Here is a 22,070-nt window from a genome sequence, read left to right on the forward strand (position 1 = left end):
GCAACGGCGAACCCGGCTCCCGACCCAACCTAGTCAACTTCTAAAGAGACCCCCATGTCGCAGCACACCGCTTCCACCAATCCCCAATCCCCACTCTCCAATCCCGGCACAAAGAAGGACATCGTCCTGGCGTTTTCCGGTGGCCTGGATACCAGCTTCTGCATTCCGTATCTGCAGGCGCAGGGCTATGCGGTGCACACCGTGTTTGCCGATACCGGCGGGGTGGATGCCGAGGAGCGTGATTTCATCGAAAAGCGCGCGGCCGAACTCGGTGCCGCCAGCCATGTCACCGTCGATGGCGGTCCGGCCATCTGGCAGGGCTTCGTCAAGCCGTTCGTGTGGGCGGGCGAGGGCTACCAGGGCCAGTATCCGTTGCTGGTGTCCGACCGTTACCTGATCGTCGATGCCGCGCTCAAGCGCGCCGCGGAACTGGGCACGCGCAGCATCGCGCACGGTTGCACCGGCATGGGCAACGACCAGGTGCGTTTCGACCTGGCAGTGAAGGCACTGGGCGATTACCAGATCGTGGCGCCGATCCGCGAGATCCAGAAGGAGCATACCCAGACCCGCGCCTACGAGCAGAAGTATCTGGAAGAGCGCGGCTTCGGCGTGCGCGCCAAGCAGCAGGCCTACACCATCAACGAGAACCTGCTCGGGCTGACCATGTCCGGCGGCGAGATCGACCGTTGGGAAGCGCCGGGCGAGGGTGCGCGCGGCTGGTGCGCGCCGCGCAGCGAGTGGCCGGCCGAGCCGCTGACCGTCACCCTGACGTTCGTCGAAGGCGAGGCCGTTGAACTCAATGGCAAGGCGCTGCCGGGCGAGCAGATCCTGGCCCAGCTCAACAAGCTGTTCGCGCCCTACGGCGTGGGCCGTGGCGTCTACACCGGCGACACCGTGATCGGGTTGAAGGGCCGCATCGTGTTCGAAGCGCCGGGCCTGATCTCGCTGCTGACCGCGCACCGCGCGCTGGAAGATGCGGTGCTGACCAAGCAGCAGAACCGCTTCAAGCCGGATGTGGCGCGCAAGTGGGTGGAGCTGGTGTACGAAGGCTTCTATCACGATCCGCTCAAGACCGACATCGAGGCGTTCCTGAAGTCGTCGCAGTCCAAGGTCAACGGCGAGGTCACGCTGGAAACCCGCGGCGGCCGCGTCGATGCGGTGGCGGTGCGCTCGCCGCACCTGCTCAACACAAAGGGCGCGACCTATGCGCAGTCGGCCGACTGGGGCGTGGAAGAGGCGGAAGGCTTCATCAAGCTGTTCGGGATGAGCTCGACGCTGTACGCGCAAGTAAACCGCTGAGGATGCAAAGCCCCTCTCCCCCGGGGCCAGAAGGCACGGCTTACGCGCCACTGGCGCGCGTGCCTTGGAGCGCCCGCGCCGCAAGCGCGGGTTGGGGTGAGGATACGGAGCGAAGCTCTCGATCCTCAGTGCACTGGGCTTCGCCCGTACCCTCATCCGCCCCTTCGGGGCACCTTCTCCCGGTGGGAGAAGGGTGGCTTCGATGAGATTTATGAGCTGTTTGCGCACCTTCCTTACTTCCGGTTAGCCGCCGCTTCGGACCATTGATTAAACCGACATGACCGATCTACTCGTCTCCACCCTCGAACACCTGGAACAGCTGGTGTCCTTCGACACCCGCAATCCGCCGCGGGCGATCGCTGCCGAGGGCGGCATCTTCGATTATCTGCGCGCGCAGCTGCCCGGTTTCCGGGTCGAGGTGATCGACCACGGTGCCGGTGCGGTGAGCCTGTATGCGGTGCGCGGTAAGCCCAGGTACCTGTTCAACGCGCATCTGGACACAGTGCCGGATTCGCCGCAGTGGAGCGCCGACCCGCACGTGATGCGGCGTACCGACGATCGCGTGATCGGCCTGGGCGTCTGCGACATCAAGGGGGCGGCAGCGGCGCTTGTGGCGGCAGCCAATGCCGGGCAGGGCGATGCGGCCTTGCTGTTTTCCTCCGACGAGGAAGCCAACGACCCGCGCTGCATCGCCGCGTTCCTGGCGCGTGGCGTGCCGTATGAGGCGGTGCTGGTCGCCGAGCCGACCATGAGCGAGGCGGTGCTGGCGCATCGCGGCATCAGCTCGGTGCTGATGCGGTTTGCCGGGCGTGCCGGGCATGCATCGGGCAAGCAGGATCCATCCGCCAGTGCGCTGCACCAGGCGATGCGCTGGGGGGGCAGGGCGCTGGAGCATGTCGAGTCGTTGGCGCATGCGCGCTTCGGCGGCCTGACCGGCCTGCGCTTCAACATCGGTCGGGTCGAGGGCGGCATCAAGGCCAACATGATCGCGCCGGCGGCCGAACTGCGTTTCGGCTTTCGTCCGCTGCCGTCGATGGACGTGGACGGTTTGCTGGCGACGTTTGCCGGATTTGCCGAGTCGGCCGCGGCGCAGTTCGAAGAAACCTTCCGCGGCCCCAGCCTGCCGTCCGGCGATATTGCGCGGGCCGAAGAACGCCGCCTGGCCGCACGCGATGTGGCCGATGCGCTGGACCTGCCGATCGGCAATGCGGTGGATTTCTGGACCGAGGCCTCGCTGTTTTCGGCTGGCGGTTACACCGCCCTGGTCTATGGCCCCGGCGATATCGCCCAGGCGCACACCGCCGATGAGTTCGTGACGCTTGCGCAGTTGCAGCGTTATGCCGAGTCGGTACATCGCATCATCAACGGCTCAAACTGAAGCCGCGTTCCGCGCCCCGGCGCGGCCTTTCCTCTCTTCGATCACGGCAATGTCCCTCTCCGCACAGCCCCACAAACAGACCCGCCAGACCATCGTGCGCCTGCTTTCGAGCATGGCCAGCGCCAAGGAGATCAGCCAGTACCTGAAGCGTTTTTCACAGCTGGATGCCAAACGCTTTGCGGTGGTCAAGGTGGGCGGCGCGGTGCTGCGCGACGACCTGGACGCGCTGACTTCGTCGCTGTCGTTCCTGCAGGAAGTGGGGCTGACCCCGATCGTGCTGCATGGCGCCGGCCCGCAGCTGGATGCCGAACTGTCGGCGGCCGGCATCGAGAAGCGCACCGTCAACGGCCTGCGGGTGACCTCGCCGGAAGCGCTGGCGATCGTGCGCAAGGTGTTCCAGGCCTCCAACCTCAAGCTGGTCGAGGCGCTGCAGCAGAACGGCGCGCGTGCGACCTCGATCACCGGCGGCGTGTTCGAAGCGCAGTATCTGGACCGCGACACCTACGGCCTGGTCGGTGAGGTCAAGGCGGTCAATCTGGCGCCGATCGAAGCCAGCCTGCAGGCCGGCTCGATCCCGGTGATCACCAGCCTGGGCGAGACCCCGAGCGGGCAGATCCTCAACATCAACGCCGATTTTGCCGCCAACGAACTGGTGCAGGAGCTGCAGCCGTACAAGATCATCTTCCTCACCGGCACCGGCGGTCTGCTGGATGCCGATGGCAAGGTGATCGACTCGATCAACCTGTCCACCGAGTTCGACCATCTGATGCAGCAGCCGTGGATCAACGGCGGCATGCGGGTGAAGATCGAACAGATCAAGGATCTGCTCGATCGCCTGCCGCTGGAATCGTCGGTGTCGATCACCCGGCCGGCGGATCTGGCCAAGGAGCTGTTCACCCACAAGGGCTCAGGCACGCTGGTGCGGCGCGGCGAACGCGTGCTGCGTGCAAGCTCATGGGGCGAACTGGACCTGCTGCGGCTCAGGACCCTGATCGAATCCAGCTTCGGCCGCACGCTGGTGCCCGAGTACTTCAGCAACACCAAGTTGCTGCGCGCCTATGTCAGCGAGAACTACCGCGCCGCGGTGATCCTCACCGACGAGGGCAGGCTGGGTGCAAGCGCGCTGATCTACCTGGACAAGTTCGCCGTGCTCGACGACGCGCAGGGCGAAGGCCTGGGCCGTGCAGTGTGGAACGTGATGCGCGAGGAAACCCCGCAGCTGTTCTGGCGCTCGCGTCACAACAACCAGGTCAACATTTTCTACTACGCCGAGTCCGACGGCTGCATCAAGCAGGAGAAGTGGAAGGTGTTCTGGTACGGGCTGGAGAACTTCGAGCAGATCCAGCACTGCGTGGCGCACTGCGCGACGCGCCAGCCGACGCTACTGGGCTGAGGACGATGGTGCCCGTCGCATTGCCATCGCTTTGGCGCGAGCTGCCCACGCTACGCGGGCAACACGCAACACTGGAACCATTGCAGGCTGCGCATGCCGATGGTCTGCGCACTGCGCTGGGCGACGGTGCATTATCGCGGCTGTGGTACACCGGCGTGCCGGCACCGGCGCAGGTGGACGACTACGTGGGCGCGGCCTTGGATACGCAAGCCGACGGGCGGGTGCTGCCTTACGTGGTACGCGATGCGGCCGGCGAGGTCGTCGGCTGCACACGCTATTACGGGCTGGATGCGACCGTGCCCAGGCTGTCGATCGGCTACACCTGGTACGCGCCACGCGTGCAGCGCAGCGGCGTCAATACCGAAGCCAAGTTGATGCTGTTGCAGCATGCCTTCGAAACGCTGGGCTGTCTGAGCGTGGTGTTCGAGACCAGTTGGTTCAATCACACCTCGCGTGCGGCGATTGCGCGGCTCGGGGCCAAGCAGGACGGCGTGCTGCGCAACCACGCCCGTCATGCCGACGGCACACCGCGCGACACCGTGGTGTTCTCCATCATCGATACGGAATGGGCCGGGGTCAAACGCCACCTGCAGTTCCGCCTGGAAGCAAACGCATGACTGTTCAAACAACCACCATCGGCATCGTCGGTGCCCGCGGGCATACCGGTTCGGAATTGATCAAGCTGGTGATGGCGCATCCGCACCTGCAGCTGGTGTTCGTGTCCTCGCGCGAGCTGGCCGGGCAGCCTGTGGCCGACCACAATGCTGCGTATCGCGGTGAGCTGCGCTACGAGAGCCTGGATGCCGATGCGGTGGCCGCCAAGGCCGCCGATGTGGTGATCCTGGCATTGCCCAACGGCAAGGCCGAGCCCTTCGTCGCGGCGATCGATTCGCTCAGGCCGCAGACGCTATTGATCGATCTATCGGCCGATTACCGCTTCGATCCGGCCTGGTATTACGGGCTGCCGGAGCTGACGCGCGGCAGCTACGCCGGGCAGAAGCGCATCAGCAATCCGGGCTGCTATGCCACCGCGATGCAGCTGACGATCGCGCCCTTGCTCGACCAACTGGCCGGCCCGCCGCAGTGCTTCGGCGTGTCCGGGTACTCCGGCGCGGGCACCACGCCGTCGGACAAGAACAACCCCGCGTTGCTGGCCGATAACCTGATGCCGTATGCGCTGACCAACCACATGCACGAGCGCGAAGTCTCCGCGCAGCTCGGGGTGCCGGTGGAGTTCATGCCGCATGTGGCGCCGCATTTCCGTGGCATCACCATGACCGTCAACCTGTGGCTGCAGCAACCGCTGACGCGCGAGCAGATCCAGGCGCGCTACACGCAGCGTTACGCCGACGAGCCGTTGATCGAGATCGTCGATGAAGCGCCGTGGGTCAGCCGCATCGCCGGCAGGCACGGGGTGCAGATCGGTGGCGTGACGCTGGCGCCGGGCAACAAGCGGGTGGTGGTGGTGGCGACGCTGGACAACCTGCTCAAGGGCGCGGCGACGCAGGCGATGCAGAATCTCAACCTGGCGTTGGGCTGGGACGAATTGACTGCGATTGGCTGATGATGCGAGTCCCTCGCAAGAGCCCGCACATCCTTGCGCAGGGATTCAAAGGTGCGAGTCCCTCGCAGAAGCCCGCACATCCGTGTGCGGGGATTTAACTGGACGACTTATTTCGAGACGCTTTCCGATGACCAATCTGTTGTGGCAAAAACCCGGCGTGGCGGTGGACGCCAAGATCCAGAGCTTCCTGGCCGGCGACGACGTCATCCTGGACCGCGAGTTCTTCCTGCACGACATCGCTGCCAGCAAGGCGCATGCGCAGGGACTGCAGCACATCGGCATCCTGTCGCTGCAGGAGCTGGGCGGTCTGAGCGAACAACTCGACCTGCTGGCGGCCGACTTCCGCAGTGGCACGTTCGTGCTGGACGAACGCTACGAGGACTGCCATTCGGCGATCGAGGCGCGCCTGACCGAACGCCTGGGCGATGCCGGCCGCAAGATCCACACCGGGCGCAGCCGTAACGACCAGATACTGGTCGCCACGCGCCTGTGGTTGAAGGACAAGCTGCAACGCGTGGCCGAGCTCGGCGCGGAGATCGCCAAGGTGGCGCTGGACCGCGCGCAGGCAGAGGCCGCGTTGCCGGTGCCGGGCTATACGCATATCCAGCGTGCGGTGGTGTCCTCGGCCGGCATGTGGTGGGCGGGCTGGGCAGAGGCCTTTATCGACGATGCGGTGCGTGCGGCCGATACCTTGCGCCTGGTGGACAGCAATCCGCTCGGTACCGCCGCCGGCTACGGCGTCAACCTGCCGCTGGACCGTGCGCATACCACTGCCGAGCTGGGCTTTGCACGCCTGCAGGTGTCGCCGATCTATGCGCAGCTCTCGCGTGGCAAGTACGAACTGGCCGCGCTCGAGGCCCTGGGCAGCGCAACGCTGGACCTGCGCCGGATTGCCTGGGATCTGTCGTTGTTCACCAGCGGCGAGTTCGCCTTCGTCGCGTTGCCGGCGCAATACACCACCGGCAGCTCGATCATGCCCAACAAGCGCAACCCCGACGTGATCGAACTGATGCGCGCCACCCACGCCAGCGTGGCCGCCGCACGGACCGAGATCGAACAACTGCTGTCGCTGCCGTCGGGCTATCACCGCGATCTGCAGAGCAGCAAGGGCGCGATCGTGCACGGCTTCGGGCGCGGCCTGGCAGCGCTGGAACTGCTGCCGGCCTTGCTGGCCAATCTGGAATGGCGCCCGGACAAACTGCGTGCGGCGATCGATTCGGGCATGTACGCCACCGATGTGGCGGTGGAAGCGGCCGTTGCCGGCGTGCCGTTCCGCGAGGCCTACAAGGCGGCCGCGGAGTCGGCCGACACCGCAGGGCAGGGGCGCACGCCAGAAGGCAGCCTGGCCGCCCGCGTCTCGCCAGGCGCCGCCGCTGATCTGCAGCTGGATGTGTTGCATGCCCGCTGGCAGGCGCTGGTCTGATGGCCGTGATCAGCACCGACACCGCCGAGCATTACCCCTGGGGGGAAGCCAGCGACGGTTGGCACCTGTTGCGCGACCCCAACCTGAGCGTGCTGGAAGAACGCATGCCGCCCGGCGCAGCCGAATTGCGTCACCGGCATAGCCGCGCGCGGCATTTCTTCTATGTGCTGGCCGGCCAGGTGATGCTGCAACTGGACGGCGAGCAGCATGTGCTGCGCGCGGGGCAGAGCCTGCATGTGCCGCCCGGTTCCACCCATCAGATGCACAACCTGTCCGAGATGGAAGCGCGCTTTCTGGTGATTTCCACGCCGTTCGGTCGTGGCGAGGCAACACCCGACAAGGAGGCCGGCTGATGGCGATGCGCTATCTGGTAGTGGCGATCCGCAAGCCGGATTTTCCGGCCGATGTGGTGCAGCCGCATCTGGAGTTTCTGCAGGCCTTGCGTGCCGCCGGGCAGCTGGAACTGACCGGCGGCTTCAGCGATCGCAGCGGCGGCGCGTACGTGTTGATCAACGTCGCCAGCCTGGAAGACGCGCGGCAGATCGTCGCGCGCGATCCATTGGCGCTGCGCGCTGCCTCCACGCTGACCGTCCATGAGTGGAACACGCACTGAGCAGGTTGTCGCCATGAGCACGTCCATCGCCACTGCTGGGTCGTTTACCGAGCAGGCGCTGCCGCCGTGGCGGCGCGCGGTGCTCAAGGTTGGCAGCAGCCTGCTCGCCGCCGATGGCGGCGGCCTGTCGCCGCGCTTTGCGCTGGGGCTGGCGCAGTTCGTCTCGGCTAACCTGATGGCCGGGCGCGAGTTGGTGATCGTCTCGTCGGGCGCGGTGGCGGCCGGCCGGGCGATCCTGCCGAAAGCCGCCGAGGCAGGCGCACCGATCGCCGCGCGCCAGGCGCTGGCTGCGCTAGGGCAGGCGCAATTGATCGCGCTCTGGCAGCGCTTTTTCGAGCGCCCGGTGGCGCAGGTGTTGCTCACCCACGACGACCTGCGTAACCGCCGCCGCTATCTCAACGCGCGCGCCACCCTGGGCGAGTTGTTGCGGCTGGGCGCGTTACCGGTGATCAACGAAAACGACACCGTGTCGGTGGACGAGCTCAAGCTGGGCGACAACGACAACCTGGCCGCGATCGTCGCCGCCCTGGTCGATGCCGATGCCTTGTTCATCGCCACCGATATCGACGGGTTGTACAGCGCCGACCCGCGCAGCAATCCGCTGGCGCGGCCGCTCGACGAGGTGGCCGAACTCACCGCCGAGGTGCTGGCGATGGCCGGCGGCAGCGGCAGCAGCGTGGGCACCGGCGGCATGCGCACCAAGCTGGAAGCCGCCGCAAAGGCCGGCGCGGCCGGCATCGAAACCTATCTGTTCAACGGCCGCAATGGCGATGTGGTGCGCGCCCTGGCGCAGGATCGCCTGCACGGCACGCGTATCCATGCCGCGCGCACGCGCATCGCCGCCCGCAAGTACTGGCTGCGGCACGCACCGGTGGAAACGGGCGCGATCCTGATCGATACCGGCGCCGCCGCGGCGCTGACCGACAAGGGCGCCTCGCTGCTGCCGGGCGGTGTGGCCGGTGCGCAGGGCGACTTCCGGCGTGGCGACATGGTGGAGATCCACCTGTGCGACGACACCGGCGAGCGCTGCCTGGCACGCGGCGTCAGCCAGTATTCGGCGGTGGATATCCGCCGCATCGCCCGCCGCCACTCCCGCGAGATCGAGCCCGTGCTCGGGTACAGCTATGGCGAGAATGTGGTGCATCGCGATGATTTGGTGCTTTTGTAGCGGGGATTGGGGAGTCGGGATTGGGGATTGGCAAGCGCATGTGCGCCGCGTTTCTCGAACGTCGCCTCCGTGTCCCGGCCAATGATTCCCTTCTGGTGATAAAACGGTGTCGTCCGCTTTTGCCAATCCCCAATCCCGACTCCCCAATCCCGGCCCTCCAATGACCATCAAAACCCTAGCCCTGCAATGCCGTGATGCCGCGCAAGTGCTGTCGCAACTGTCCGCGTCTGCCAAACAGGCCTTGCTGGAGGCGATGGCGGCCGCGCTGGAACAGGATGCGGCGCTGATCCTGGCGGCCAATGCGCGCGATCTGGAGGCGGCGCGCGCGAAGGGGGTGGGGACCGCAATGCTGGATCGTCTGGCGCTGGACGGCGGGCGCCTGGCCGGCATCGCCGCAGCCTTGCGCGAAGTTGCGCAGTTGCCCGATCCGGTCGGGCAGGTCACGCGCCAGGACATCCGCCCCAATGGCATCGTGGTGCAGAAGGTGCGCGTGCCGCTGGGGGTGATCGCGATGATCTACGAAGCGCGCCCGAATGTGACTGCAGATGCGGCAGCGCTGTGCATCAAGGCCGGCAATGGCGTGATCCTGCGTGGCGGCTCGGAAGCGATCCACTCCAACACCGCGATTGCGCGTGCCCTGCAGCGCGCCTTGCGCGAGGCCGGCGTGCCGGAAGCGGCGTTGACGCTGGTCGAGGATCTGCGCCGCGAGACCATGCTGGAACTGCTGCAACTCAGCGATATCGTCGATCTGGCGATCCCGCGTGGCGGCGAGGGCCTGATCCGCTTCGTCGCCGAGCATGCGCGCGTGCCGGTGATCAAGCATTACAAGGGCGTGTGCCATCTGTTCGTGGATGCATCGGCCAACGTGGACCTGGCCGTGCGGCTGTTGGTCGATGGCAAGGCCAGCCGGCCGTCGGCCTGCAATGCGCTGGAGACCTTGCTGGTGCATGCCGACATTGCCGCACGCTTCCTGCCGATGGCCGCGCAGGCCCTGCGCGAACGTCACGTGGAGTTGCGTGGCGATGCGGCAACGCGCGCACTGCTGCCCGACGTCGCGGCCGCCAGTGACGACGACTACGCCGCTGAATTCCTCGACCTGATCCTGGCGATCCGCGTGGTGCCGGACCTGGATGCCGCGCTGGCGCATATCCGTCAGTACGGCTCCGACCACACCGAGGTGATCGCCACGCAGGACGCCGCCAACGGCGAGCAGTTCGTGCAGTCGCTGCGCTCGGCCGTGGTGATGGTCAACGCGTCCTCGCGTTTCTCCGACGGCGGCGAGCTCGGCCTGGGCGCCGAAATCGGCATCTCCACCACGCGCCTGCATTCCTATGGCCCGATGGGCCTGGAGGCGCTGACCGTGGAGCGTTTCGTGGTGCGCGGCGAAGGCCAGGTACGGCACTGATCGGCGACAACGCGACGAGGCGCACGCAAGTCCGCCGGCGCAGCCGAAAGCAGCTTCATCCGTCCCGAGCGGCGCCGAGGTCGGATGGCTCCGGCGACGATGCGGCTTTCCATGCAGCCACGGGCAGGCGCGGCGACCACGACCTTTGACACTCCCCCGGCAGGCCGCACCCTGCCTACAGTCGACGGCTGCCCCGCACGTTCCGGAGTCGTCGATGCGCCGTTTTGCCGCCTGCCTGCTCGCCACCGCCATTGCCGCCGCCACCGGCGGCGCGCTGGCGCAAACCTCGCCGATGACGCCGGACATCACCGGCAAGCCGTTCGTGGCCAGCGATGCCGCCAACGACTACATCAAGCGCGAGGTGATGATCCCGATGCGCGACGGGGTCAAGCTGCATACGGTGATCGTGCTGCCCAAGGGCGCACGCAACGCACCGATGGTGCTGACGCGCACCCCGTACAACGCCAGTGGGCGCACCGAGCGCATGGCCTCGCCGCATATGAAGGACCTGCTCGCACAGGGTGATGACGTGTTCGTGGAAGGCGGCTACATCCGCGTGATCCAGGACGTGCGCGGCAAGTACGGCTCGGAAGGCGATTACGTGATGACCCGGCCGCTGCGCGGTGCGCTCAATCCCAGCGAGGTGGACCATGCCACCGATGCCTGGGACACCATCGACTGGCTGGTGAAGAACGTGAAGGAGTCCAACGGCAGGGTCGGCATGATCGGCTCGTCCTACGAAGGTTTCACCGTGGTGATGGCGTTGACCAACCCGCATCCGGCGCTCAAGGTCGCAGTGCCGGAAAGCCCGATGATCGACGGCTGGATGGGCGACGACTGGTTCAACTATGGTGCGTTCCGCCAGGTCAACTTCGACTATTTCACCGGCCAGCTCACCCAGCGCGGCAAGGGCATCGGCATCGCGCGCCAGGGCCATGACGACTACAGCAACCTGCTGCGTGCCGGCTCGGCGGGGGATTTCGCCAAGGCCGCCGGCCTGGAGCAGCTGCCGTGGTGGCACAAGCTCACCGAACACGCCGCCTACGACACGTTCTGGCAGGAGCAGGCGCTGGACAAGGTGATGGCGCGCACGCCGCTCAAGGTGCCGACCATGTGGCTGCAGGGGCTGTGGGACCAGGAGGACATGTGGGGCGCGATTCATAGCTACGCGGCGATGGAGCCGCGCGACAAGGGCAATACGCTCAACTACCTGGTGATGGGCCCGTGGCGGCACAGCCAGGTCAACTACGACGGCAGCGCGCTGGGCGCATTGAATTTCGACGGCGATACCGCGCGCCAGTTCCGTCACGACGTGCTGCGCCCGTTCTTCGACCAATACCTGGTCGATGGCGCGCCCAAGGCGAGCACGCCGCCGGTGTTCATCTACAACACCGGAGAGAATCACTGGGACCGTCTGCAGGCCTGGCCGCGCAGCTGCGCCAAGGGTTGTGCCGCGGCCAGCAAACCGCTGTACCTGCAGGCCGGCGGCAAGCTGTCGTTCCAGCGGCCGGCGGCGGGGCAGCCGGGCTTCGAGGAATACGTGGCCGACCCGGCCAAGCCGGTGCCGTTCGTGCCGCGCCCGGTGGACTTCGGCGATCGCAGCATGTGGACCACCTGGCTGGTGCAGGACCAGCGCTTCGTCGACGGCCGCCCGGATGTGCTGACCTTCGTCACCGAGCCGCTGACCGAACCCCTGCAAATCGCCGGCGCACCGGAAGTGCATCTGCAGGCCTCCACCAGCGGCAGCGACAGCGACTGGGTGGTGAAACTGATCGACGTGTATCCCGACGAGATGGCGTCCAGTCCCAAGATGGGCGGCTACCAGCTGCCGGTGTCGCTGGCGATCTTCCGCGGCCGCTATCGCGAGAGTTTCAGCACGCCCAAGCCGCTGGCGTCCAATCAGCCGCTGGCGTTCCAGTTCGGCCTGCCGACCGCCAACCACACCTTCCAGCCGGGCCACCGGGTGATGGTGCAGGTGCAGTCCAGCCTGTTTCCGCTGTACGACCGCAACCCGCAGACCTACGTGGACAACATCTTCTTCGCCAAGCCCGGCGATTATCGAAAGGCCACCCAGCGCATCTATGTGAGCCCCGAGCAGCCCAGCTACATCAGTCTGCCGGTACGTTGACCGCGCGGGCGCCGCGTGGCGGCGGCGCCCAGACGTCTTCCAGCAACTGCGGGCGGCAGGCCACCCAGGCTGCCGCCAGTTGCAGCAGGATGCAGATCACCAGGAAGGCGAATGGCGAGGTCCAGCCGCCGTGGTGGGCGTGCAGCCAGCCGAACAGGAACGGTCCCAGGCAGCTCATCGCATAGCCCATGCCCTGCGAAAACCCGGACAGGGCGGCCGAGCCGGCCGCGGTGCGGCTACGCTGGTTGACCAGCACCAATGCCAGCGGAAACGTGCTCGGCCCCAGGCCGAGCAGGGTCACCCACAGGATCGGCGCGGCCAATGGCGCCCACCACAGCCCGGCGAACGCGACCAGATGGCAGGCCGCGCACAGCAGCACGATCGGAAACGGGTTGCGCATGCGCACTGCCAGCGCCGGCATGGTCAAGGCACCGACCATGCCCAGTGCGGCGAACAACGCCACCATGGTGCCGCCGAACGCGGGCGAGGCGCCGGCTTCGCGCAGCAGGGTCGGCAACCAGGTGAACATCGAATAGGTGACCAGCGAGGTCATGCCGAAGGTCATCGCCATGCTCCAGCCCAGGGCGGTGCGTGCCACGCGGCCCTCGGCTTCGGGCGTGGGCGTGACCGGTGCCGGTCCGGTCGCGCGGAGACGGCGGTGGTTGGTGTGCACCATGGCCCAGGCCACCAGTGCCAGCAGCGCCGGCAACACCCACACCACCATCGAGCTGCGCCAGCCCAGCGCATCGGCCACCGGTACCGCCAGCAGTGCCGGCAGCAGGGTGCCGACCTGCAGCACGGTGATGTAGAGCGTGCTGACGCCGCCGACGCGATCGCCGAAATAGCGCTTCACCAGCGGCGGCAGCACCACGTTGCCCATGCCCATGCCGGCCAGCGCCACCAGCGATCCGATGAACAGTCCGGTGGTCTGGGGCAACAGCGGGCGCAACACCAGGCCGAGGGTGGCCAATGCCATCGACAGCAGTGCCGTGCGCAGCAGGCCGAAGCGGCGCAGCAACGCCGGCGTGGCAACCCCGGTCAATGCGAATGCCGCGGTCGGCAACATGCCGAGCGCGCCCATGGTGGGCGCGCCGAATGCGTACTCGTCGGCAATGCGTTCCAGCAGCGGCGTCAACGAGGTCACCGCGGTGCGCAGATTGAAGGCGGACAACAAAATGGCAGCCAGCACCAGGCCGCGACCACGCAACCGGGCGGACGGGGAGGCAGCGGCAATGACAACAGACATGACAGACCATCCGCACTGCGCACCTGCATGCGCCAGCGCCTGAAAACACAAAACCGGCACGAGGCCGGTTTTGTGTTTTGAAACTGGTCGGGGAGACAGGATTCGAACCTGCGACCTCTACGTCCCGAACGTAGCGCTCTACCAGACTGAGCTACACCCCGAAGGAGCCGCGTATGTTACATAGGGAATGCCAGATCGGCAAGCATCTATCGAAAATATTTTTTACCGATGCGGCTGGCCACGCTCGGGCTCGCGTGCTTCGAACCACATGCCGTTGAGCACCGCAGCCAGTGCGGCCAGACCGGTGCCGAGGATCCAGGCGAAATACCACATTGTCATTCTCCTTGAGTCGTTGAAATACGTGAGACGTTGAAGGCCCGCCGCGGGCGCCATGCGCGCAGCAGCGCAGCGGGGCTTGCTCAGTAGGCGTTTGGATTGGCCGACAGTTCGTCGGCGGTGACCTTGCCCTTGAGCACGCGATAGACCCAGCTTGTGTAGGCCAGCACGATCGGCATGAACAGCGTGGTCGCCAGCAGCATGATCCATAGCGTCAGACGGCTGCTGGAGGCGTCCCACAGCGTCAGGCTTGCGCTCGGTGCGGTGGACGAGGGCAACAGGAACGGGAACAACGCAAAGCCGACGGTGAAGACGATGCCGACGATGGCGAAACCCGAGGCGATGAACGCCAGGCCGCCGCGCCGCACACGCAACAGCAGCGCATTCATCGCCAGCCCGACCAGGCCAACCAGCGGTGCGATCAGGGTGGCCGGCATGCTGCTGTAGTTGTGCAGCCAGCCGCCGGCCGCGGTGAGAGCGGCGGTCTTGGCCAGTGGATTGGTCGGCGCGTCGGTGGCCAGGATCGAGGTCACTGCATAACCCGGCAGACCCAGCGCCACCCATGCACCGGCAGCGGCAAACAGCGCCACCGCGCAGAGCGCGGCGATGCTGCCGAAACGCGCCGCACGCTCGGCGACCGGTCCATCGGTCTTGAGCACCAGCATGGCCGCGCCGTGCGCCATCAACATCGCCACGCTGAGCAGACCGGCGAGCAGCGCGAACGGCGTCAGCAGCCCGAACAGGTTGCCGGTGTAGAACGTGCGCATGCTGGCATCGAAGTGGAACGGCACACCGAGCAGCACATTGCCGACCGCCACGCCCATGATCAGCGCCGGAATGCAGCCGCCGACGAACAACGCCCAATCCCAGGTGTTGCGCCAGCGCTGGTCGACCAGCTTGCCGCGGAACTTGAACCCGACCGGGCGCAGGATCAGCGCGAACAGGATCAGGAACATCGCCAGATAGAACCCGGAAAAACTCACCGCATACAACGGCGGGAACGCGGCGAAGATTGCGCCGCCGCCCAGGATCAGCCACACCTGGTTGCCTTCCCAGACAGGGCCGATGGTGTTGATCACCAGCCGGCGCTCGGCATCGTTGCGGGCGACCAGCGGCAGCAAGGTGCTGACGCCCAGATCGAAGCCGCCCATCACCGCGTAACCGGACAGCAGTACGCCGAGCAACAGCCACCAGATCACGCGCAATGTGGTGTAGTCGAGCAAGATGAAATCCATGGTTGTCTCTCCTGGCTTACGGTGCGCCGCCGGCCAGTGCGCCGGTGCTCAATGGGGCGTCGGGTGAGGACGCGTGGGGCGAGCTGCTGTGTGGCGACGGGGTGCGTTGGATCGGTGGAAACAGCGCATCCGGGCCCTTGCGGATCGTCTTCAGCGACAGCTTGATCGCGATCACCAGCAGCGTGGTGTACAGCGCGGTGAAGCCGACCAGGGTCAACACGATTTCGTACAGGTCCAGTCCCGACGCGGCATAGAAGGTCGGCAGCACGCCTTCCACCGCCCACGGCTGGCGGCCGTACTCGGCCACGAACCAACCGCACTCGATCGCGATCCACGGCAGCGGCAGGCTCCACAGGGCCAGGGTCAGAAACCAGCGTTTTTCCTGGAAGTTGTGCTTGCAGGCAAACCAGAACGCGATGGCGAAGAAGGCGATCAGGTAGATGCCGATGGCGGCCATGATGCGGAAGGTCCAGAACAGCGGCAGCACCCGCGGCACGGTGTCCATGGCGGCCTGGGCGATCTGCTGCGGAGTGGCATTGCCGATATCGTCGCGATAGCGCTTGAGCAGCAGGCCATGGCCCAGATCCTGCCAATGCGCATCGAAGACCTTGCGCGCTTCGGCATCGTCCTTGTTGGCGCGGATGCGCTCCAGCGCGCCGTAGGCGATCTGGCCGCCGCGGATGCGATGTTCGGCACGGCCGACCAGTTCCAGGATGCCGGGGATCGGCTGGTCCAGCGAACGTGTGGCGATCAAACCCATCAGGAACGGGATCTTGACCGCGTAGTCGTTGCGATGGGTCTGCTGGTTGGGAATGCCGAACGCGGTGAAGTCGGCCGGCGCGGCTTCGGTTTCCCACATCGCCTCGATCGCCGCCAGTTTCATTTTCTGATGCTCGTTGGCGGCATAGCCGCTCTCATCGCCGAGCACTACCACCGACAGCGAGGACAACAGGCCGAACGCGGCAGCCACCGCGAACGAACGCCGCGCCATGTCCACATGCTTGCCGCGCAGCAGATACAACGCGCTGATCGACATCACGAACACCGCACCGAGCACGTAGCCGGCGCTGACGGTATGCACGAACTTGGCCTGCGCCACCGGGTTGAACAGCACCGCCATGAAATCGACCACTTCCATGCGCATGGTGTCCGGGTTGAACACCGCGCCGGTCGGATTCTGCATCCAGCCGTTGGCGATCAGGATCCACAGTGCCGAGAAGTTGCTGCCCAGCGCCACCAGCCAGGTGGTGGCCAGATGCTGCACCTTGCTCAGCCGGTTCCAGCCGAGAAAGAACAGGCCCAGGAAGGTCGCTTCCAGAAAGAACGCCATCAGCCCTTCGATCGCCAGCGGCGCACCGAAGATGTCGCCGACGTAATGGCTGTAGTAGGACCAGTTCATGCCGAACTCGAACTCCATCACGATGCCGGTGCCCACGCCCATGGCGAAGTTGATGCCGAACAGCACGCCCCAGAACATTGTCATGCGCCGCCAGATGTCCTTGCCGGTCATCACATAGACGCTCTCCATGATGCCGAGCAGGAACGACAGGCCCATGGTCAGCGGCGGAAAGATGAAGTGGTACATCGCGGTGACTGCGAACTGCAGCCGCGACAGTTCAACAACTGTCGAGTCGATCATGGCGGATGGGCCTGGTTGGGTGTCGATGAAGGAATGCAGCCGATCATCTGCGCATGCCGCGACCCGCGCGTTGATCCAGATCAATGCCGAGGGGGGCGGGTGCGGCACAATGCGCAGCCCGTAGCGGGAAGTGGCGACTTACAATCGCTTGCAACACGATGTCTTCCTTGAGAGCGATGTGAGCCAGCCCAGCGTGCGAGCCAGCGAAACGCCAGCCCAGCGCCGTCAACGCGGCCAATGGCTGGATGCCCTGGCGACCCCGGCCACGCGTGCGCGGCGCCTGGCCGGCGTGGCGGTGGCGGCGGCCGGCGTGCTGCTGCTGGCGCAGGCGGCGGCGATCGCGTGGTTGCTGCAGGCGGTGCTGGTGCAGCATCTGGCGCTGGCGCAATTGCGCGACGTGGGGGCGGGGCTGGTAGCTGCGCTGGTAGGGCGCGCGGTGCTCAACGCCTGGGCGCAGTCGCTGACCGGCGAGGTGGCCGATGTGGCCAAGCGCGAACTGCGTGCCCGCATCGCGCGCCGTCTGGTGCAGCACGGGCCGGTATGGCTGCGCCGGCAACGCAGCGGCGAACTGGGCGAATTGAGCCTGGCGCACACCGATGCGCTGGAGGGCTACTTCGTCGGCTACCAGCTCGCACGCACCGAAATGACGCTGGTGCCGCCGTTGATCCTGATCGCGGTGTTTTCGGTCGACTGGGTGGTGGGCCTGGTGTTGCTGCTGACCGCACCGCTGATTCCGTTCTTCATGATGCTGGTGGGCTGGGGTGCCGAAGCCGCCGGGCGCGACCAGCTGAGCGAACTGGCACGCATGGGCGGGCACTTTGCCGATCGCCTCAAGGGCCTGGGCCTGCTGCGCGTGTATGGCCGCGGCGAAGCCGAGTTGAGCGGCATTGCCGCCGCAGCCGAAGGCGTGCGCGAACGCTCGCTCAAGGTACTGCGCATCGCCTTCCTGTCGTCCACGGTGCTGGAATTCTTCGCCTCGGTGAGCGTAGCGATCGTGGCGCTGTATTTCGGCCTGACCTATCTGGGCATGCTGGACCTGCACGGCTTGCCGACCCTGGGCGTGGGCATGTTCTGCCTGCTGCTGGCGCCGGAATTCTTTGCGCCGTTGCGGCGGCTGGCCGCGCACTACCACGACCGTGCCAATGCCCTGGCGGCGGTGGCCGAAGCCGAGCGCCTGCTGGAAGGATTCGAGCCGCCATCGGCAACGCTACCGGTGACCGCGCCCCTCTTGCGCGCACTGGAACCGGCCCAGGCGCACGGCCCGCTGCTGCAGGCGCGCGCTCTTGCGCTACGGCCGCCGGGCGCGCCACACACGGTGGTCGCGGATTTTTCGCTGACCCTGCAGCCCGGGCAGCGCGTGGCGGTGATCGGTGCCAGCGGCAGCGGCAAGAGCACCTTGCTGGAGGGCCTGGCCGGCTGGCTTGCGCCGGAGGCCGGCAGCGTGCTGCTGCGTCCGGGGGCCCGCATCGGCTATGCCACGCAGCGGCCGTATCTGTTTCACGGCAGCATCGCCGACAACCTGCGCCTGGCCGATCCGCAGGCCGGCGCCGCGCGACTGCATGCGGTGGCCGACGCCGCACAGGTGATGCGCTTCGCTGCGCAGCTGCCTGCGGGCCTGGACACGCAGATCGGCGAACGCGGCTTCGGGCTGTCCGGTGGTGAAGCGCGGCGGGTGGCCCTGGCGCGGCTGTTGCTGCGCGAGCCGGACCTGTTGCTGCTGGACGAACCTACCGCCTTTCTCGATCCGGACACCGAAGCGGAGTTGCTGCGCACCCTGGGTGTGTTCGCACGCGGTCGCGCGGTGGTGCTGGCCACGCACAGCGCGGAGGTGATGCGCTGGGCCGATACGGTGGTCGACCTGCGCGGCGCCACCGTCGCAGCGGAGCTGCCATGAACGACACACAGCCCGACCGTCTGCGCGATGTGTTTCGCCGGCATGCCTGGCGCCTGCTGCTGTCGGCGCTGTTGGTGCTGGTCACCATGCTGGCCGGCGTGGGCTTGCTCGGCCTGTCCGGCAGTTTCCTGACCGCCGCCGCCTTGGCCGGTGTCGCCGGCATGGGCAGCGGCTTCAATTTCTTTTCGCCCTCGGCCGGCATTCGCGCGCTGACCTTCGCGCGTATCGTCTCGCGTTATGGCGAAAAATTGATCGGCCACGACGCCACGCTGCGCATCGCCCGCGATCTGCGCGTGTGGTTCTTCCGCCGCGCGTTGCCGCTGGCGCCGGGCCGCCTGTCGGCCACGCGCACCGGCGATCTGCTGGCGCGGTTGATGTCCGACATCGGCGAGGTCGATGGCGTGAGCGTGCGCGCGTTGGCGCCGTTGAGCGCATTGCTCGGCATCTGGGTGGCCGGCGTGGTGGCAGCGGCGCTGATCTATCCGCCGGCCGGCGTGTTGCTGGTGGTGGTTGGCGTGGTCATCGGCGGCGTGGTGCCGTGGCAGGTGGCGCGCGGCGGTGCGCAGCGCGAACAGCTGCGCGCCCGGCAACGCACCGCCTTGCGCACGCAGGCGTTCGAGGGGCTGGAAGGTGCGGCCGATCTCGCTGCGGTGGATGCGCAAGGTGCCTGGCTGCATCAGGTCGATGCAACGGCGGCGGCGGTGGTCGATGGCGATCGCCTGCAACGCCGTCGCCTGATCGGCGGCAATCTGCTGCATGCGGTCTGCGGCGGTATCGGTCTGGCCGGCATGTTGTGGCTTGGGTTGAGCGCGGCAGAACGCGGATTGATCGCTGCGGAAATGGCGGCCGGGCTGGTGTTCCTGACCATGGCGCTGCTGGAGGTCTGGGCCGGCGCCGGGCTCGCCTTGCAGGCGCTGCAGAGCGCGCGCGTTGCGGCCAGGCGCCTGCAGTCCATCGTCGAACAGGCGCCGTCGGTCGTCGATCCGTCGCAGCCAGTGGATGCGCCACGCAGCGGCACGCTGCGCCTGCAACAGGTCAGTTTTGCGTGGCCGGGCAGTGGACGTGCGCTGCTGCAGGCGCTTGATCTGAGCCTGGCGCCTGGCGAGCGCATCGCCATCAGCGGCGACAGCGGCAGCGGCAAGAGCAGCTTGTCCGCAGTGCTGTTGCGGCTGTGGGACCCGCAGGCCGGGCAGGTGACCTACGCCGATATCGACCTGCGCCACTTCGCGCAGGCGCAATGGCATCAACGCATCGCCTGGCTGCCGCAGAATGCCCCGGTGTTTGCCGGCACGGTGCGCGACAACCTGCGCATCGGCGATGCCGGCGCAGGCGATGCGGCCATGTGGAACGCGCTGGACCAGGTGCGTCTGCGCGCCTGGGCCACCGCGCAGAACGGCCTGGACACCTGGGTCGGCGAAAACGGCGCCACGCTCTCGGCCGGCCAGGCGCGCCGGCTGGCGCTGGCGCGCGCCTTGCTGCGCGAGGCGCCGATCCTGCTGCTGGATGAACCCACCGACGGCTTGGATGTGGATACCGCGCACGCCCTGCTGCTGGATCTATCGGCCGCGCTGGGCGAACGCAGCCTGGTGATGATCACCCACGACAGCGTGCCCGATGGCGTGGTGCAGCGACGCTATCGCCTGCGGGCCGGTGCGCTGGAGCCGTTGGCCTGAGGATGCTGTTGCCGGTTCGCACTGACCGGTTGTGCGCATGTATCACGCAGGCGCCGCTCACCCCAGCAATGCGTGGAGTGCTGCCATCAGCGCAGGTTGGCGGCATGCCCAATACAAGGCGGCGACGTTCGCTACGACAGTGATCCAGAACCGCGGCTGGAAGGCTGCCTTGCTGGATTTATGCCGGAACAGCGCCTGCGCCAGCAACGCGCCCGGCCACCCGCCCAGCAGTGCGATGAGGTGCAGGGTGGCTTCCGGTGTGCGTTGCCGGCCGCGTTGGGCTGCGCTCTTGTCGAGCCGGTAGACCAGCATCGCCAGGATGCTTGCAGCCGCATACCAAAATGCCAGCAGCGCCGGCAGGCGACCTGCAACCACCATCGCGGCCATGCCGGTCAGAAACAGCAGCGCCAGCGTCTTGCGCGGCAGGCCGTGCTGCCGGGACGGGCCCCGATGCCGTTGCGCAGGTCTGGAAATCAGCAAGCGTCCAGAAAGCCGCGCACGGCCGGCCCGAAGCGCGCGAAGTCGACCAGGAAGGCATCGTGGCCTTGTGGCGAATCCAGCCCGATGAAGTGTGCGTCGGCACCGCCGGCGCGCAAGCCTTCGGCAATCTGTTCCTGTTGCTGCACCGGGAACAGGATGTCGGTATTGGCACCAATCGCCAAGGCGCGCGCGATGCGGATCTGCGCCAGGCCGGCCAGCACCGTGGCGTCGGTCGAGACGCCCGTGTCCGGTTTGGCGGCGACAGCAGCGTTGCCGGCTTGCGTGCCATCGGCATGGGCGTCGATGGCCGGCCTGTCGTCGACATACTCGGCCAGATCGAACCAGTCCATCGAGCGGCTCAGATAGAGATAGCAGTTGGGATCGAAGAAGCGCACGAAGCGGCGGGCATGGCCTTCCAGATAACTTTCGACCTGGAATTCCAGGCCAAACGGATCGTCGGCGGCCTGCTCCGAATCCAGCCGCACGCGGCCGAAACGGCCGTCCCATTCCAGTGCCGAGCGGTAGGTGATCACACCGAGCTTGCGCGCCATGCGCATGCCCGAGTCGGGGTAACGCATGTCGTCGTAATGGCCGCCGTTCCAGTGCGGATCCAGGCGGATGGCTTCGCGCTGCAGCGAGCGGATCGCGATTGAGAACGGCAGCGCCTGCGCACTGCCGGAGATATTGATATGGCTGTGCGCGATGCCGGGGTGGCGCAGCAACAACGCCAGTGCGGTCATGCCGCCCATCGAGTTGCCGATCAGACAGGCCAGTCGTTCAACGCCCAACGCGCGCACTACGTCGGCTGCGGCATCGGCGACATCTTCGATCGACAATTCCGGGAAGCCCAGGCGATACGGCGTGCCGTTGGCGGGGTCGATCGATGCCGGGCCAGTCGAGCCCTTGCAGCTGCCCAGGGAATTGACGCAGACCACGAACCAGCGCTCGGTATCGATCGGCTTGCCCGGCCCGACCATCGCCTCCCACCAGCCCGGCTCGGGATTGGCCTGATTTGCCGCGGCATGCGCGTTAGGCGACAGACCGGTAACGATCAACACCGCATTGCTGCGATCGGCTGCCAGCGTGCCCCAGGTCTCGTAGGCCACGCTTGCCTGGTGCAGCACGCCACCGCGCTTCATCGGAAACGGCGAGGGCAGCGCGTGGAACAGCGTGCCGGGGGGAATGAATTCAGTCAT

The 22,070-nt window shown here is 66.8% G+C and carries 19 protein-coding genes and 1 tRNA gene; 13 read left to right on the forward strand and 7 right to left on the reverse strand.

Annotated elements, in window-relative coordinates; all coding sequences use genetic code 11:
- Nucleotides 1–54: 54 nt before the first annotated feature.
- From XarjCFBP7645_RS08435 to XarjCFBP7645_RS08485, 11 genes are all read left to right on the forward strand, one after another.
- Nucleotides 55–1,299 (forward strand): argininosuccinate synthase, encoded by a 1,245-nt coding sequence (locus XarjCFBP7645_RS08435; RefSeq protein WP_104537131.1) that lies wholly within the window; start codon nucleotides 55–57, stop codon nucleotides 1,297–1,299.
- A gap of 277 nt (nucleotides 1,300–1,576) precedes the next feature.
- On the forward strand, nucleotides 1,577–2,677 hold the full coding sequence (locus XarjCFBP7645_RS08440; RefSeq protein WP_104537132.1) for an acetylornithine deacetylase: 1,101 nt from the start codon (nucleotides 1,577–1,579) through the stop codon (nucleotides 2,675–2,677).
- 49 nt (nucleotides 2,678–2,726) lie between these two features.
- Nucleotides 2,727–4,070 (forward strand): acetylglutamate kinase, encoded by a 1,344-nt coding sequence (locus XarjCFBP7645_RS08445; protein ID WP_104537133.1) that lies wholly within the window; start codon nucleotides 2,727–2,729, stop codon nucleotides 4,068–4,070.
- A gap of 5 nt (nucleotides 4,071–4,075) precedes the next feature.
- Complete coding sequence (locus XarjCFBP7645_RS08450) at nucleotides 4,076–4,687, forward strand: GNAT family N-acetyltransferase (protein ID WP_104537134.1); 612 nt, start codon at nucleotides 4,076–4,078, stop codon at nucleotides 4,685–4,687.
- A complete protein-coding gene (gene argC / locus XarjCFBP7645_RS08455) occupies nucleotides 4,684–5,634 on the forward strand; it encodes an N-acetyl-gamma-glutamyl-phosphate reductase (protein WP_104537135.1) in 951 nt (316 codons plus the stop codon). Before XarjCFBP7645_RS08450 ends, argC begins: the two co-directional genes overlap by 4 nt.
- Nucleotides 5,635–5,761: 127 nt before the next feature.
- Complete coding sequence (locus tag XarjCFBP7645_RS08460; protein WP_104537136.1) at nucleotides 5,762–7,057, forward strand: argininosuccinate lyase; 1,296 nt, start codon at nucleotides 5,762–5,764, stop codon at nucleotides 7,055–7,057.
- Nucleotides 7,057–7,410, forward strand: a complete 354-nt coding sequence (locus XarjCFBP7645_RS08465) for a cupin domain-containing protein (RefSeq protein ID WP_166774664.1) — start codon at nucleotides 7,057–7,059, stop codon at nucleotides 7,408–7,410. Before XarjCFBP7645_RS08460 ends, XarjCFBP7645_RS08465 begins: the two co-directional genes overlap by 1 nt.
- Nucleotides 7,410–7,670: a YciI family protein gene (locus XarjCFBP7645_RS08470; RefSeq protein ID WP_104537138.1), complete on the forward strand. Its 261-nt coding sequence runs from the start codon at nucleotides 7,410–7,412 to the stop codon at nucleotides 7,668–7,670. Before XarjCFBP7645_RS08465 ends, XarjCFBP7645_RS08470 begins: the two co-directional genes overlap by 1 nt.
- 13 nt (nucleotides 7,671–7,683) lie before the next feature.
- Nucleotides 7,684–8,838, forward strand: coding sequence for a glutamate 5-kinase (gene proB, locus XarjCFBP7645_RS08475; RefSeq protein WP_104537139.1), 1,155 nt, complete (start codon nucleotides 7,684–7,686; stop codon nucleotides 8,836–8,838).
- A 160-nt stretch (nucleotides 8,839–8,998) separates the two neighbouring features.
- Nucleotides 8,999–10,243: a glutamate-5-semialdehyde dehydrogenase gene (locus XarjCFBP7645_RS08480; RefSeq protein WP_104537140.1), complete on the forward strand. Its 1,245-nt coding sequence runs from the start codon at nucleotides 8,999–9,001 to the stop codon at nucleotides 10,241–10,243.
- A 214-nt stretch (nucleotides 10,244–10,457) separates the two neighbouring features.
- Nucleotides 10,458–12,371 (forward strand): CocE/NonD family hydrolase, encoded by a 1,914-nt coding sequence (locus XarjCFBP7645_RS08485; protein WP_104537141.1) that lies wholly within the window; start codon nucleotides 10,458–10,460, stop codon nucleotides 12,369–12,371.
- Here the strand turns inward: XarjCFBP7645_RS08485 and XarjCFBP7645_RS08490 are convergent.
- The 5 genes from XarjCFBP7645_RS08490 to XarjCFBP7645_RS08510 all read right to left on the reverse strand — a co-directional run bounded on the left by XarjCFBP7645_RS08490 (nucleotide 12,352) and on the right by XarjCFBP7645_RS08510 (nucleotide 16,827).
- Nucleotides 12,352–13,578, reverse strand: a complete 1,227-nt coding sequence (locus XarjCFBP7645_RS08490; protein WP_047124341.1) for a CynX/NimT family MFS transporter — start codon at nucleotides 13,576–13,578, stop codon at nucleotides 12,352–12,354. The genes XarjCFBP7645_RS08485 and XarjCFBP7645_RS08490 overlap by 20 nt on opposite strands.
- Before the next feature lie 123 nt (nucleotides 13,579–13,701).
- A tRNA-Pro gene (locus XarjCFBP7645_RS08495) sits at nucleotides 13,702–13,778 on the reverse strand.
- Nucleotides 13,779–13,839: 61 nt separating this feature from the next.
- Nucleotides 13,840–13,950, reverse strand: a complete 111-nt coding sequence (gene cydX / locus XarjCFBP7645_RS08500) for a cytochrome bd-I oxidase subunit CydX (RefSeq protein WP_016903201.1) — start codon at nucleotides 13,948–13,950, stop codon at nucleotides 13,840–13,842.
- An 86-nt stretch (nucleotides 13,951–14,036) separates the two neighbouring features.
- A complete protein-coding gene (gene cydB, locus XarjCFBP7645_RS08505) occupies nucleotides 14,037–15,188 on the reverse strand; it encodes a cytochrome d ubiquinol oxidase subunit II (RefSeq protein WP_104537143.1) in 1,152 nt (383 codons plus the stop codon).
- Nucleotides 15,189–15,204: 16 nt separating this feature from the next.
- Nucleotides 15,205–16,827 (reverse strand): cytochrome ubiquinol oxidase subunit I, encoded by a 1,623-nt coding sequence (locus XarjCFBP7645_RS08510; RefSeq protein WP_104537869.1) that lies wholly within the window; start codon nucleotides 16,825–16,827, stop codon nucleotides 15,205–15,207.
- A gap of 178 nt (nucleotides 16,828–17,005) precedes the next feature.
- Here XarjCFBP7645_RS08510 and cydD point away from each other — a divergent pair, with 178 nt between their 5' ends.
- Both cydD and cydC read left to right on the forward strand, forming a co-directional pair.
- The gene (cydD, locus tag XarjCFBP7645_RS08515; protein ID WP_104537870.1) at nucleotides 17,006–18,721 is read left to right on the forward strand and encodes a thiol reductant ABC exporter subunit CydD; all 1,716 of its coding nucleotides are present in this window, start codon (nucleotides 17,006–17,008) and stop codon (nucleotides 18,719–18,721) included.
- On the forward strand, nucleotides 18,718–20,394 hold the full coding sequence (cydC, locus tag XarjCFBP7645_RS08520) for a thiol reductant ABC exporter subunit CydC (RefSeq protein WP_016904041.1): 1,677 nt from the start codon (nucleotides 18,718–18,720) through the stop codon (nucleotides 20,392–20,394). Before cydD ends, cydC begins: the two co-directional genes overlap by 4 nt.
- Before the next feature lie 57 nt (nucleotides 20,395–20,451).
- On the opposite strand, the gene XarjCFBP7645_RS08525 is transcribed toward cydC, so the two are convergent.
- Entirely contained in the window at nucleotides 20,452–20,874 is a 423-nt protein-coding gene (locus tag XarjCFBP7645_RS08525) for a DUF1294 domain-containing protein (protein ID WP_104537144.1), read from the reverse strand.
- Entirely contained in the window at nucleotides 20,868–22,070 is a 1,203-nt protein-coding gene (metX, locus tag XarjCFBP7645_RS08530; RefSeq protein ID WP_104537145.1) for a homoserine O-acetyltransferase MetX, read from the reverse strand. Before metX ends, XarjCFBP7645_RS08525 begins: the two co-directional genes overlap by 7 nt.

It is taken from the genome of Xanthomonas arboricola (assembly GCF_002940665.1).
Classification (GTDB): Bacteria; Pseudomonadota; Gammaproteobacteria; order Xanthomonadales; family Xanthomonadaceae; genus Xanthomonas; species Xanthomonas arboricola_B.

Excerpts from the sequence above, each read along its gene's own strand:
- XarjCFBP7645_RS08435 (WP_104537131.1), top strand. The coding sequence starts at position 55 with ATGTCGCAGCACACCGCTTCCACCAATCCCCAATCCCCACTCTCCAAT.
- XarjCFBP7645_RS08440 (WP_104537132.1), top strand. The coding sequence starts at position 1,577 with ATGACCGATCTACTCGTCTCCACCCTCGAACACCTGGAACAGCTGGTG.
- XarjCFBP7645_RS08445 (WP_104537133.1), top strand. The coding sequence starts at position 2,727 with ATGTCCCTCTCCGCACAGCCCCACAAACAGACCCGCCAGACCATCGTG.
- XarjCFBP7645_RS08450 (WP_104537134.1), top strand. The coding sequence starts at position 4,076 with ATGGTGCCCGTCGCATTGCCATCGCTTTGGCGCGAGCTGCCCACGCTA.
- argC (WP_104537135.1), top strand. The coding sequence starts at position 4,684 with ATGACTGTTCAAACAACCACCATCGGCATCGTCGGTGCCCGCGGGCAT.
- XarjCFBP7645_RS08460 (WP_104537136.1), top strand. The coding sequence starts at position 5,762 with ATGACCAATCTGTTGTGGCAAAAACCCGGCGTGGCGGTGGACGCCAAG.
- XarjCFBP7645_RS08465 (WP_166774664.1), top strand. The coding sequence starts at position 7,057 with ATGGCCGTGATCAGCACCGACACCGCCGAGCATTACCCCTGGGGGGAA.
- XarjCFBP7645_RS08470 (WP_104537138.1), top strand. The coding sequence starts at position 7,410 with ATGGCGATGCGCTATCTGGTAGTGGCGATCCGCAAGCCGGATTTTCCG.
- proB (WP_104537139.1), top strand. The coding sequence starts at position 7,684 with ATGAGCACGTCCATCGCCACTGCTGGGTCGTTTACCGAGCAGGCGCTG.
- XarjCFBP7645_RS08480 (WP_104537140.1), top strand. The coding sequence starts at position 8,999 with ATGACCATCAAAACCCTAGCCCTGCAATGCCGTGATGCCGCGCAAGTG.
- XarjCFBP7645_RS08485 (WP_104537141.1), top strand. The coding sequence starts at position 10,458 with ATGCGCCGTTTTGCCGCCTGCCTGCTCGCCACCGCCATTGCCGCCGCC.
- cydX (WP_016903201.1), bottom strand. The coding sequence starts at position 13,950 with ATGTGGTATTTCGCCTGGATCCTCGGCACCGGTCTGGCCGCACTGGCT.
- cydB (WP_104537143.1), bottom strand. The coding sequence starts at position 15,188 with ATGGATTTCATCTTGCTCGACTACACCACATTGCGCGTGATCTGGTGG.
- XarjCFBP7645_RS08510 (WP_104537869.1), bottom strand. The coding sequence starts at position 16,827 with ATGATCGACTCGACAGTTGTTGAACTGTCGCGGCTGCAGTTCGCAGTC.
- cydC (WP_016904041.1), top strand. The coding sequence starts at position 18,718 with ATGAACGACACACAGCCCGACCGTCTGCGCGATGTGTTTCGCCGGCAT.
- metX (WP_104537145.1), bottom strand. The coding sequence starts at position 22,070 with ATGACTGAATTCATTCCCCCCGGCACGCTGTTCCACGCGCTGCCCTCG.